Raw genomic sequence first — 12,441 nt, forward strand, 5'->3', positions numbered from 1 at the left:
GCCTGGTTTGCGTTGCGGGGGCGGCTGCTCTTTCGTGGCTGGGGCGTGACGTGCGTGAGGGCGTTTTGTCTATTCGCGGTTGCCCGTGCCCAGGAACTGGCTGGGGCGGCGCAGCGCGGGGTCGAAGGGGTTGAGTTGGGCGCTGATGCCGGCGGCTTCTCGGCGCAGGATTTCTACGATCAGGGGGAGGCGTTCGTCGCTGATGCGTTCGACGGGGGCGGCGACGCTCAGGGCGGCGACGGTGACGCCGTTGGGGTCGTGGACGGGGACGGCGAGGCCGGCGATGTTGGGGAAGACGCCCTGCCCTTTGCTGCGGGCGTATTGGAGTTCCAGGCATTCCTTGATGCCGACGCGCATGGAGATTTCGTCGACGAAGCCCAGGTGGTGCAGGCGCGGGATGTTGAAGCGCAGGACTTCTTCGCGTTCGGCGGGGGGCAGGTTGGCGAGCAGGACGAGGCCGCCCTGGCCCAGGCCCAGGGGCACGCGGCCGCCGATGTCGCCGGTGTGTGAACGCACCGGGAAGGCGCCGTCGATGCGGTCCAGGCAGACGGCGTCAAAGCCGCTGCGCACCAGCAGGAAGACGGTGTCGTTGAGCATGCCGCACAGGCGCAGCATGGCGGGGCGGTAGATCGAGCGCAGGGTGGACTGGTGGTTGCCGGCGGCAGCGGCCAGCGAGAAGAAGGCGACGGTGAGCTGGTAGCCCTTGCTGTTGGCAGGCTGCTCGACCATGCCTTCCTGCACCAGCCCCTGCAGCACGCGGTGGACGGTGGCCTGGGCCTGACCGGTGCGGGAGGCGATGTCGGTCAGGCGCAGTTTTTCGCCCTTGGCGTCGGCCAGCACGCGCAGCACGGCAAAGGCGCGTTGCAGGACGCCCTGGCCGCTGGCGTCTTCGTTGGTTTCTGATTTCTTCATTGTTCAATTCCGATAATCAAAATATCTTGCTGTATTTTTATCAGTAAATTCGGTTGAGCGGAAATAACTTTAAGAAAATTCGATTCTTCGGAAAACCCTAATTGACCGCCCTTTTCGGCGACTCCTAGACTGCCTCATCGAATGCGCGGTGGTGTCCGGCTGAGCCGGCGGGTCCGCGCACCGCTCCATATCGGGCCACGGGGTTGGACTATGTCATTTTTGCGGTTGGATAACGTCTCGAAGAATTACGGCGACCTGCGGGTCGTGTCGGATCTGAACCTGGCGGTCGAGAAAGGGGAATTCGTGTCGTTGCTGGGGCCGTCGGGCTGCGGCAAGACGACCACGCTGCAGATGATCGCGGGCTTTGCCGATGTGACGCGGGGCGTGATCACGCTGGATGGGCGCGACATCACGCACGCCAAGCCCAACACGCGCGGCCTGGGCATCGTGTTCCAGAGCTATGCGTTGTTTCCGCACCTGACGGTGGCGGACAACGTGGCCTTCGGGTTGAAGATGCGCAAGGTGGAACGCACCGAGCGCCAGGCGCGAGTGCGCGAGGCGCTGGCTCTGGTCAAGCTGGACAAGCACGCGGACCGCTTTCCGCGCGAATTGTCGGGCGGCCAGCGTCAGCGGGTGGCGCTGGCGCGTGCGCTGGTGATCCGCCCGCCGGTGCTGCTGCTGGACGAGCCGCTGTCCAACCTGGACGCCAAGCTGCGCGAAGACATGCAGTTCGAGCTGCGCAGCATTCAGAAGAAAATCGGCACGACCACGGTGATGGTGACGCACGACCAGGCCGAGGCGCTGTCGATCAGCGACCGGGTGGTGGTGATGCAGGAGGGTCGTGCGACGCAGGTGGATGCGCCCTATCGCATGTATGAGCATCCGCAGACCGAATTCATCTCGCGCTTCGTGGGCAAGACCAATCTGTTGCCCGGCCGCGTGACGCGCTGCGGCGAACAGGCCGAAGTGGAAACCGGCGCGCTGCGCGTGCTGGTCGATGGCACGGGCCTGCGCCATGGCGACAGCGTGCAGCTGTCGCTGCGGCCGGAAAAGCTGGTGCCGGTGGCGGCAGGCCAGGGCAAGCTGGCCTGTGTGGTCAGCACGCGCTATTTCCTGGGCAGCCAGTGGATGTATGACCTGGATTCGCCGGTGGGGGCGCTGACGGTGCTGACGCCCAACGACGGCCGCCGGCCGCACGAAGATGGCGACGCCATCGGGCTGGACTGGGCCGAGGGCGTGCTGCGTGTGCTGCGCGCACCGGCCGTGGCCGAAGAGGCCTGACATGGCGACGCTGACCCAACCCGGCGCCGCCAGCGCGCCCAAGCCGCGCACCGACGGCCTCCTGGCCATCCTGGGCTCGATTCCGCTGGCCATCGTGTTCCTGACGCTGGTGCTGACGCCGCTGGCGCTGACGTTCGTGCTGTCGTTCCGGCCGTTCGACTACGGCGCGGGCATCCTGCCGGGGCACACGTTCGAGCACTACCTGGCGGTGGTGACCGACAGCTATTTCCTGGAGATCTTCTGGCGCACGTTCTGGATCGCGGGCGTCACCACGTTGATCTGCGTGCTGATCGGCGCGCCCGAAGCCTACATCCTGTCGCGCATGGGCAAGCCGTGGCGCTCGATCTTCCTGCTGGTGGTGCTGTCGCCTTTGCTGATCTCGCTGGTGGTGCGCGCGTTCGGCTGGAGCATGCTGCTGGGACCTGGCGGCGTGATCGGCCGTGCGGCGGCCGCGGTGGGCCTGGGTCCGCTGCTGTACACGCCCACCGCCGTCATCATCGGCCTGGTGCACGTGATGCTGCCGTTCATGGTGATTCCGGTGTGGACGTCGTTGCAGAAGCTGGACCCGGCCGTCGAACACGCCGCGCTGTCGCTGAATGCCTCGCGCTTTCAGACGCTGCTGCGCATCGTGCTACCGCAGGCGATGCCGGGCATTCTGTCGGGCAGCCTGATCGTGTTCGGCCTGTCGGCCAGTTCGTTCGCGATTCCCGCGTTGCTGGGCGGACGCCGCCTGAAGATGGTGGCCACGGTGGTCTACGACGAGTTCCTGACCGAGCTGAACTGGCCGCTGGGCGCGGCGATTGCGATCGTGCTGCTGGTGGTCAACGTGATCATCATGATGGCGTACAACCGTGTGGTGGAACGCTCTTACCGGCGCAGCCTGGGCTGAAGGGGACACGATCATGCAGAAGAACGGTCCTATCGCGCTGGCGTTCAATTTCCTGGTGGTGGCGTTCGTGCTGGCGCCGCTGGTCATCGTGTGCCTGGTGGCGTTCACGCCCGAGTCGACGCTGACGGTGCCGACCACGCAGTTCTCGCTGCGCTGGTTCCGCGCAGTGTTCGAGCATCCCAATTTCATGCAGGCCTTCCAGAACAGCCTGTGGCTGGCGTTCCTGTCGGCCAGCATCGCCGTGTGCCTGGCGGTGCCGGCGGCGATTGCCATCACGCGCTACCGCTTTCCGGGGCGCGATGCGCTCAATGGATTGTTCCTGTCGCCGCTGATGATTCCGCACCTGGTGCTGGGCGTGGCGCTGCTGCGCTTTTTTGCGCTGCTGGGCATGACGGGCAGTTTTCCGTGGCTGGTGTTCAGCCACGTCGTGGTCATCACGCCGTACGTGATGCGGTTGGTGATCGGCGCGCTGGTGGGCTTTGACCGTTCGATCGAGCACGCGGCGCTGTCGCTGGGCGCCAGTCGCGCCACGGTGTTTTTCCAGGTGACGCTGCCGCTCATCATCCCCGGCGTGTCCGGCGGCTGGCTGCTGGCGTTCATCAACAGCTTCGACGAACTGACCATGTCGGTGTTCATCACCGCGCCGTCGACCATCACGCTGCCGGTGCGCATGTACATGTACGCCACCGAATCGATCGATCCGATGATGGCGGCCGTGTCGGCGCTGGTCATCGGCCTGACCGCGGTGACCATGCTGCTGCTGGATCGCGCCTACGGGCTGGACCGGGTGCTGGTGGGGCAGAAATGAATTCCATGCCGGACGCGGGACGGGAGGCCCGGGAACCATGGCGATACTGAAACGGCTGGCCGAAACGGCCCGGCCCACCGTGGCGTTCACGCTGGACGGCAAGCCTTGCGAAGCGCTGGCCGGCGACACGGTGCTGACGGCGGTGCTGACCCAGGCCGAGCGCCTGCGCCTGTCGGAATTCGGCGGCGCGCCGCGCGCCGGGTTCTGCATGATGGGCGCCTGCCAGGACTGCTGGATGCAGCGCGAAGACGGCACCCGGCTGCGGGCCTGTTCCACCTATATCGAGCCAGGCATGCGCTTGCGCAGCAGCGCGCTGCTGCCGACGGCAGTGCCGGGCACCTTGGCCGCGGCGTGGCCCGAGAGCGAGACGCCATGAGCATCATCCTGCCCGTGATCGTGGGGGCCGGCCCGGCCGGCGTGCGCGCGGCCCAGGCGCTGGTCGCGCAGGGCCTGCGGCCCGTGGTGCTGGACGAGGCGCCGCGCGCCGGCGGCCAGATCTACCGCCAGCCGCCACCGGGCTTCTCGCGGCCCAAGAAGGCGCTGTACGGCTTCGAACACCGCAAGGCCGATGCCCTGCACCGCCAGATGGACGAACTGCTGCCGCGCATCGACTACCGGCCCGGCAGCCTGGTCTGGAACGCCGAAGGCAAGGTGCTGGACGTGCTGCAAGCCGGCGCCAGCGCCCCGGTGCCCTATACGCACCTGATCCTGGCCACCGGCGCCACCGACCGCGTGCTGCCTTTTCCCGGTTGGCTGACGCCCGGCGTCTATACCCTGGGCGGCTCGCAGGTGGCGTTGAAGCACCAGGGCTGCGCCATCGGTTCGCGCGTCGTGTTCCTGGGCACCGGTCCGCTCCTGTACCTGGTGGCCTATCAATACGCCAAGGCCGGCGCCACGGTGGCCGCGGTGCTGGATACCTCGCGCTTCGCGAACCGCGTGGCCGCCCTGCCCGGCCTGCTGCGCGCACCAGGGCTGCTGGCCAAGGGGCTGTACTACATGGCGTGGCTGCGTGCGCACGGCGTGCCCATGAAAAGCGGGGTGCGGCCGGTGCAGGTCGACGGCGACGCGCGTGTCACCGGCCTGGTCTATCGGCAAGGCGCACGGCAGCACCGCATCGACTGCGACGCGGTGGGCTACGGCTTGTCCCTGCGGTCCGAAACGCAATTGGCCAGCCTGGTGGGCTGCCAGTTCGACTTCCATGCCCGCGACCGCAACTGGACGCCGCGCCGCGATGCCGCCGGGCGCAGCAGCGTCACCGGCGTCTACGTGGCGGGTGACGGTGCGGGCATCGGCGGCGCCGATGCAGCCGAGCTGGCCGGCGAGCGCGCCGCGCTGGCATTGCTGGAAGACGCAGGTTATCCACAGCCCGGCGGCCGCGCGCGCGAACTCGAAGCCCGCTTGGCTGCCAACGGCCGCGTGCGCGATGCGCTGGAACGCGCGTTTCCGTTTCCCGACGACTGGGCGGCCGATATCGCCGACGACACGGTGGTGTGCCGCTGCGAAGAAGTCACCGCGGGCACGATGCGCGCCGCGATCCACACGACCGGTGCGCGCGAAATGAACCGCCTGAAGGCGCTGACCCGCGTGGGCATGGGCCGCTGCCAGGGCCGCATGTGTGGCGCGGGCGCCGCCGAAGTGCTGGCGCACGCTTGCGGCGCGTCGCCCGACGCGGTGGGTCGCCTGCGCAACCAGCCCCCGGTCAAGCCCATCCCGGTGGATATCGTCTGCCTGGACCGTTCCGCAAGGGCCGCGCCATGATCGAACGCATCGACACCGAAGTCGCCATCATCGGCGGCGGCATCGTCGGCGGCAGCGCCGCGCTGTTCCTGCGCCGCCTGGGCGTGCCGGTGGTGCTGCTGGAAGCGGCGCTATGCGGCGCCCGCGCCAGCGGCGTGAACTACGGCGGCGTGCGGCGCCAGGGCCGCGGGCTGGAACAGATGCCGCTGGCACGCCGTGCGCACGAACTCTGGGGCCAGCTGCCCGAGCTGATCGGCATCGACGGCGAGTACGTGCGTTCGGGCCACCTCAAGCTGGCCTGTTCCGATGCCGACCTGCAAGCACTGCACGCCTATCGCGAACAGACTCGCGGCTTCGGCATGAACCTGCAGATGCTGGACCAGCGCACGCTGGCGCGCCGCTTTGGCTGGCTCGGCGAACAGGTCGTAGGCGGTTCGCTCTGCCCCGACGACGGCCACGCCAATCCGCGGCTGGTATCGCCTGCCTTTGGCCGTGCCGCGCGCGCGCTGGGGGCGGATGTGCGCGAAGGCACCGCCGTCACCGAAGCCATCCACGACGGCGACCGCTTCGTGCTGCGCGCCGGTGAGCTGGAAGTGCGCGCGCGTTTCCTCTTGAACTGCGCCGGCGCCTGGGCCGGCCGTTTCGCCCAGGGCTTTGGCGAAGCCGTACCCGAAACCTCGATCCATCCGCTCATGATGGTGACCGAACCCCTGCCGCTGTTCATGGATGTCAGCCTGGGCATGCAGGGCGGCGGCATCTATGCGCGCCAGGTCGCGCGCGGCAACTGCGTCATCGGCGGCGGCCGCGCGGTCGCGTCCGGCCCCGACTACGCCCGCCCCGGCCGCGACGCCACCGGCACGCTCATGGCCAACGCGCAGCGCCTCTTGCCCGCACTGCGCGGCGCCCAGGTCATCCGCTTCTGGACCGGCGTCGAAGGCAACATGCCCGACCACAACCCGGTGCTGGGCCCCAGCGCCACCGTGCCGGGCCTGTTCCACGCCTTCGGCCTGTCGGGCGCGGGCTTTCAGATCGGCCCCGCCGTGGGCGAAGCGCTTTCCGAACTGGTCGTGCACGGCCGGTCTTCCATTCCCATCGATGCCTTCGGCATTGGACGATACACGGGGGCCGCTCACGGCGCCGTGCCTCGGTTGGGGCCTGTTCGTGAGCAAACGCTGGAGTCACCATGATGGACAAGAAACAGGGCGGCAAGGGCCGCCTGCACAAGGGGAAGTGGCTGCTGGGCGCTGCGCTGGCTGCGCTGTCGGTCGGCGCCATGGCGCAGCAAAAAACGTTGTACGTCGGCATGAACGGCGGCGACATGGAACGCGCCTTCACCCAGTACGTGTTTCCCGATTTCGAGAAGGCCAACAACGTCAAGATCGTCGTCGTGCCCGGCACGTCCACCGACGTGCTGGCCAAGGCCCAGGCCTTCAAGGACAAGCCGCAGATGCACGTCATGTTCCTGGACGACGGCATCATGGCGCGCGCCATCACCATGGGCCTGTGCGAACAGCTCAACGACGACCCCGTGCTCAAAGAGCTGTACCCCACCGCCGTCATGAAAGACCGCATGGCCGCCGGCATCGACATCGGCATGACCGGCCTGGGCTACAACACCAAGCTGTTCGCCGACAAAGGCTGGGCCCCGCCCACTTCGTGGATGGACCTGGCCGACCCCAAATACAAAGGCAAAGTCGTCTTCCAATCCGCCTCCGGCAGCACCTTCGGCCTGCACGGCTTCCTGATGTTCAACCGCATCCAGGGCGGCACCGACCAGAACACCGAACCCGGCTTCAAGCAGTGGCCCACCACCATCGGCCCCAACGTGCTGGAATACATCCCCAACTCGGCCAAGCTGGCCGAAATGATCCAGTCCAACGAAGCCGCCATCTTCCCGCTGACCCCCACCGCCATCGCCCGCCTGAAAAAGCGCGACATCCCCGTCGAATACGTCCAGCCCAAGGAAGGCTCGGTCATCCTGATGGTCGGCGAATGCGTCATCGCCAAGAACAGCGAACCCGAACTGTCCCAGAAACTGGCCCTGTACCTGCTGTCTGCCCAGGCCCAGGCCAAGGCACTGGAAATGGGCGGCCATTTCCCGTCCAATAAGAACGTTCAGCCGCCGGCCGGCAACGAAGAGGCGCTCACGCGCTTCCAGGGCTACATGGCCAACGCCAAGATCCTGGACTGGGACCAGATCAACGCCACCCGTCCCGCCTTCAACGCGCGTTGGAACCGCACCGTCGAACGCTGACCACAGGCGCGCCGCACCGTCCCCACCGAGAACGGCGCGGCGCCGATCCCCCCAGGGCGCGACCGCGCCCGCTACGGAGTAAGCCAGGCATGCGGCTCATCATCAGGTCAGGCAGCCCTCGCGCCATCGACGAATGGCGCGAAAAGTTCAAGATCCACGCGCCCGCCCTGGACGTGGTCGACTGGCACGACGACATCGACCCCGCCACCGTCGACTATGCCCTGGTCTGGGCCCCCGACCCCGGCCGCCTCGCCACCTTCCCCAACCTCAAACTCATCATCAGCGCCGGCGCTGGCGTCGACCACATCGTTTCCGACCCCGCCTGGCCTCGCCACCTGCGCATCGCCCGCATGGTCACCCCGCGCACCGAAACCGAAATGGCCGAATACGTCCTGACCAGCGCCCTCATGCTGACCCGCGACGTCAAACGCGCCATCGACCAGCAAGCCCGCCGCCACTGGGAACTGTACGACTCCCTGCGCGTCGCCGCCGACATCCGCGTCGGCATCATGGGCCTGGGCCACCTCGGCATCGCCGCCGCCCGCCTGCTGTCCCGCGTCGGCTTCCCCGTCGCCGGCTGGTCCCGCGGCGCCAGCACCCTGCCCGACGGCCTGCCGTCCTACGCCGGCCAGGCCCAATTCGGCGAATTCCTGTCCCGCACCGACCTCCTCGTGTGCCTCCTGCCCGCCACCGAATCCACCCGCGGCATCCTCAACCACACCACCTTCGCCCAACTCCCCCGCGGCGCCAGCCTAATCAACGCCGGCCGCGGCGCCCACATGGTCACGCAAGACGTCCTGAACGCCCTGAACTCGGGCCACCTGCACCAGGCCGTCCTGGACGTCTTCGACCCCGAACCCCTGCCCCCAGACTCCCCCCTCTGGACCCACCCCAACATCATCATCACCCCCCACTGCGCCGCCATCCCCGACCGCGAAGAACGCGCCAGGCACACCGCCTGGCTGATCGAAGCAAACGAACGCGGCGAAGCCCTCCCCAACATCTACGACCCCGCACGCGGCTACTGACGCAGGGCACAGGCAAGAACGCCAAGCACACAACTCGCCCAGCCCTCGTGAAGCTGAAACGAGCAGAGCCTGGGGCGCCGGGGCCGTGGGGGTGCGGGGCGTGTAGATGCGCCCGAGGGAATTCGAAGGGAGCCGCAGGCGGACGAGAATGACGAAGGGGCAGTCCGGAGCGAAGGCTCCGGACCGCAATCGTAGCCCCGCACCCCCACGGCCCCGGCGCCCCAGGCGTCTAAAGAACTCCACCCCCCATCAGCAAAAAAACCGCAAAATCTGCAAACGAACAAAACCTACATTGCTCCCCAAGGAGCCCGCAAGTGAAACCCCAAACCAAAACCCAATATGCCCACCGCATGGACCCCGTCCTGCGCTGGCTGGCAAGCAACCCCGACGCCGACCCAGACCTGTATCAGCTGGCCGACCTCGCCTGCCTGTCCCCGTATCACTTCCACCGCGTCTACCGCGCGATGATGGGTGAAACGGTCAACGCCACCGTGCAGCGCATCCGCATGCATCGCGCGGCCGTCGCATTGGGTGGCACCGGGGCTTCACTGCGAGACGTTGCGCAGCGAGCCGGTTACGAATCAGACGCTGCCTTCAGCCGAGCCTTCGGCGCCACCTTCGGCATCTCGCCGGGGCGCTATCGCGAAGCCCGCTCCCGTCCCTTTGACCCTCAGGAGCTAGGCATGTACCCCATCACCATCGAAACCTTTCCTGGCGCCATCCTGGCCGCCTTGCCGCACCGTGGCAGCTACCAGGAGATCGGCCCCGTCTTCACCCGCGCCTTCATGCTGGCTGGCAGCCGCGGCCTCGCCCGCCCCGAATCCATCGGCTTCGGCGTCTACTTCGACGACCCCGAACAAGTACCCGTCGGCCAGCTGCGGTCCCTGGCCGGCATGTCCGTCGCGCCCGACGCCGACCTGGGCGATGAACTTGAACGCTTCGAGATCCCGGCCGGCCGCTGCGCCATCCTCACCTACACCGGGCCCTACAACGAAATGGACAAGCCCTATAACTGGATGTTCTCCGAATGGCTGCCCGCCAGCGGCGCCGTGCCGGCCGACTTTCCCATGTTCGAGCAATACCTGAACGACCCGCGCACCACCCCGCCCGCCCAATTGCAGACGCGCATCTGCATGCCGCTGAAATAGGCCCGCCACCCCGGCGTTCGCAACCCCCCGGGGCCTGTTGCCGACAACAGGCCCTAGGGCCTGCTAACACTAAAAGGAGCCTCGCACAGGCCAGTAATCGGTCGCCAGGCTAGGCGCGGTCGCCGCCGCGTGGCTGTGCCACGCAAGGTGAGCGCAACGACGCCTGGCGACCGATTACTGGCCTGCCCGAAGGGTGAGTACCCAAATGAGTGCCTCTCAGCGTTGCGAATGCTCGCCGTGGTGCCGCCACGACTGCGCTTCGCGCCTTGATAGCCACTCATTTGGGTACTCATGCGAGGCTCCTTTTAGTGTTAACAGGCCCTAGCCCAACACCCCCGCCAGATACTGCCGCAGCCACGCGTGCGCCGGATCGTCCTGGTAGCGCTCGTGCCAATAGAGCGACACCGTGATCGCCGGCAGGCTCAGCGGCGCCTTCAGCGTCACGATGCGCGCGCTGCCCGACATCGCCTTCGCAATGCTCACCGGCATCGTCGCGATCAGGTCCGAGGCCTCGACGATGAACGGGCACACCATGTAGCTGGACAACGTCGCCACGATCCGCCGGCTGCGGTTCTGCCCCATCAGGATGCGATCGATCGCGGTACTGAAATAACGCGTGTGGGCCGCCAGGTCCAGGTGCCCGTAGCTCAGGTAGGCGTCCAGGTTCCAGCGCTTGCGCAGGCACGGGTGGCCTTCGCGCACGATGCACACCGCGGGTTCCTGGTACAGGAAGCGCGTGCGCAGATCCGGCGCCGGGTCGGGAAAGTAGCCCGCGATCAATTCCACATGATTGGTGTCCAGCATGCTCAAGCCGTGCTGCGGCCGCGCCGGCACGATCAGCAACTGGAAATGCGGTGCGTCGACCGCCAGCCTGGGGATAAGTTTGGGCAGCAGCGTGTACTGCACATAATCGGTCGCATAGAACGACAGGCTGCGCGACGAATGCGCCGGGTCGAACACCTCGCGCGTGCGGGTGGCGCGGCGCCAGCTTTCGAGCAGCGGCTGAAAGCCCTGGTGCAGCTCCTGTGCCCGCAGCGTCGGTTGCCATGAACCGCCCTCGCGCACCAGCAGCGGATCGCCGAACAACTGCCGCAGCCGGTTCATCGCCGCGCTCATCGCGGGCTGGCTGATGCCCAGCTGCTCGGCCGCGCGCGACACATTGCGGCAGGCCATCAGCGCATCGAAATGCAGCAGCAGATTCAGGTCCGGATTCTTCACGACTGCCCACCTATAAATGGCATCTATACCAATATAAACCGCCAGGGCTGCTGGCAGATGCCCGCCAAGCCTAGGATGTTCCCGTTGTTGCAGTGAACCCGAGGCAATGCCTCTCAGGCTGGACACGCATGATCCGGCCGCAAGGAAGTTCTATCAACAAGGGGAAACCAAGCCATGAACGCAGCGTTTATTCGCAAGTGCTGTCTTGTATTCGGGAGCGTCGCGCTAGCTGCGGCCGCCCTGCCGGCGCGAGCCGACTGGCCCGACAAAGTGATCCGCATCGTCGTGCCTTTCGCGGCGGGCGGCTCGACCGACCTGATCGCGCGCAAGGTCGCCGAAGGACTGGGCCAACGCCTGTCCGCCAATGTCATCGTTGAAAACCGCCCCGGCGCGGGTGGCACCGTCGGCACCGACTACGTGGCGCGCCAGCCGCCCGATGGCTACACCATCCTGATGGGGTCCGTCAGCACGCACGGCAGCGCGCCCTGCGTGTATTCGAAGCTGCCCTACGACCCGGTCAAGGACTTCACGCCGCTTTCCGTGGTGGCCACCATTCCCAACGTGATGTCGGTCAACCAGTCGGTGCCGGCCAACACGCTGCAGGAATTCGTGGCGCTGCTCAAGAAGGATCCCGAGAAGTACTCGTTCGCCTCCAACGGCCAGGGCACCTCCAACCACCTGGCGGCCGAGCTGTTCAAGAGCACGGCGGGCGTGTCCATGGTGCACGTGCCGTACCGCGGTTCGGGCCCGGCGCTGATCGACCTGGTGAGCGGCCAGATCAACATGATGATGGACGTGGTGATGACGTCCTACCCCTACATCAAGGACGGCAAGATCAAGGCGCTGGCGGTGACCTCGCCGCAGCGCTCCAGCATGTTGCCCGATGTGCCCACGGTGGCCGAGTCCGGCTATCCAGGCTACGAGGCCATGGTGTGGTTCGGCATGCTGGCGCCGGCCAAGCTGCCCGAGCCGCTGCGCCAGAAGCTGACTGATGCGTTGGTGCAGACCCTGCACGCGCCGGCCATGAAGACTTATCTGGAACAGCAGGGTGCGCAGGTATCGGACGTATCTGGCCCGGCCTTCGGCGCCATGATCAAGGACGAAATCAGCAAGTGGTGCGGCGTGGTCAAGCAGGCCGGCATCCACCTGGATTGAGCGCGTCGGCG

12 protein-coding genes are annotated in these 12,441 nt (G+C 67.0%); 10 read left to right on the forward strand and 2 right to left on the reverse strand.

Going from position 1 to position 12,441, the window contains the following annotated elements; all coding sequences use genetic code 11:
- Nucleotides 1-69: 69 nt before the first annotated feature.
- Nucleotides 70-912, reverse strand: a complete 843-nt coding sequence (locus HV798_RS08470; RefSeq protein ID WP_175192279.1) for an IclR family transcriptional regulator — start codon at nt 910-912, stop codon at nt 70-72.
- A 210-nt stretch (nt 913-1,122) separates the two neighbouring features.
- On the opposite strand from HV798_RS08470, the gene HV798_RS08475 reads away from it, so the two are divergent.
- The 9 genes from HV798_RS08475 (at nt 1,123) to HV798_RS08515 (ending at nt 10,057) form a co-directional block, all read left to right on the forward strand.
- The gene (locus HV798_RS08475; protein WP_175192278.1) at nt 1,123-2,193 is read left to right on the forward strand and encodes an ABC transporter ATP-binding protein; all 1,071 of its coding nucleotides are present in this window, start codon (nt 1,123-1,125) and stop codon (nt 2,191-2,193) included.
- A gap of 1 nt (nt 2,194) precedes the next feature.
- Nucleotides 2,195-3,082 carry an ABC transporter permease gene (locus tag HV798_RS08480; protein ID WP_175192277.1) on the forward strand — a complete coding sequence of 296 codons (888 nt, stop codon included), beginning with the start codon at nt 2,195-2,197 and terminating at the stop codon, nt 3,080-3,082.
- Nucleotides 3,083-3,095: 13 nt separating this feature from the next.
- Nucleotides 3,096-3,890 carry an ABC transporter permease gene (locus tag HV798_RS08485; RefSeq protein WP_025140432.1) on the forward strand — a complete coding sequence of 265 codons (795 nt, stop codon included), beginning with the start codon at nt 3,096-3,098 and terminating at the stop codon, nt 3,888-3,890.
- Between the two features lie 37 nt (nt 3,891-3,927).
- A complete protein-coding gene (locus HV798_RS08490) occupies nt 3,928-4,266 on the forward strand; it encodes a (2Fe-2S)-binding protein (protein ID WP_175192276.1) in 339 nt (112 codons plus the stop codon).
- On the forward strand, nt 4,263-5,648 hold the full coding sequence (locus HV798_RS08495; RefSeq protein ID WP_175192275.1) for an FAD/NAD(P)-dependent oxidoreductase: 1,386 nt from the start codon (nt 4,263-4,265) through the stop codon (nt 5,646-5,648). Before HV798_RS08490 ends, HV798_RS08495 begins: the two co-directional genes overlap by 4 nt.
- Nucleotides 5,645-6,814 (forward strand): NAD(P)/FAD-dependent oxidoreductase, encoded by a 1,170-nt coding sequence (locus HV798_RS08500; RefSeq protein ID WP_175192274.1) that lies wholly within the window; start codon nt 5,645-5,647, stop codon nt 6,812-6,814. The genes HV798_RS08495 and HV798_RS08500 overlap by 4 nt, the downstream gene beginning before the upstream one ends.
- Nucleotides 6,811-7,881 (forward strand): ABC transporter substrate-binding protein, encoded by a 1,071-nt coding sequence (locus tag HV798_RS08505; RefSeq protein ID WP_025140436.1) that lies wholly within the window; start codon nt 6,811-6,813, stop codon nt 7,879-7,881. The genes HV798_RS08500 and HV798_RS08505 overlap by 4 nt, the downstream gene beginning before the upstream one ends.
- Before the next feature lie 89 nt (nt 7,882-7,970).
- On the forward strand, nt 7,971-8,909 hold the full coding sequence (locus HV798_RS08510) for a 2-hydroxyacid dehydrogenase (protein ID WP_175192273.1): 939 nt from the start codon (nt 7,971-7,973) through the stop codon (nt 8,907-8,909).
- A gap of 314 nt (nt 8,910-9,223) precedes the next feature.
- Nucleotides 9,224-10,057 carry an AraC family transcriptional regulator gene (locus HV798_RS08515; RefSeq protein ID WP_025141140.1) on the forward strand — a complete coding sequence of 278 codons (834 nt, stop codon included), beginning with the start codon at nt 9,224-9,226 and terminating at the stop codon, nt 10,055-10,057.
- A gap of 321 nt (nt 10,058-10,378) precedes the next feature.
- On the opposite strand, the gene HV798_RS08520 is transcribed toward HV798_RS08515, so the two are convergent.
- Entirely contained in the window at nt 10,379-11,275 is an 897-nt protein-coding gene (locus HV798_RS08520) for a LysR family transcriptional regulator (protein ID WP_232786645.1), read from the reverse strand.
- A 174-nt stretch (nt 11,276-11,449) separates the two neighbouring features.
- On the opposite strand from HV798_RS08520, the gene HV798_RS08525 reads away from it, so the two are divergent.
- A complete protein-coding gene (locus tag HV798_RS08525; RefSeq protein ID WP_175192272.1) occupies nt 11,450-12,430 on the forward strand; it encodes a Bug family tripartite tricarboxylate transporter substrate binding protein in 981 nt (326 codons plus the stop codon).
- The last annotated feature ends 11 nt before the right edge of the window (nt 12,431-12,441 follow it).

Source organism: Achromobacter deleyi, from assembly GCF_902859705.1.
Taxonomy (GTDB): domain Bacteria; phylum Pseudomonadota; class Gammaproteobacteria; order Burkholderiales; family Burkholderiaceae_B; genus Achromobacter; species Achromobacter deleyi.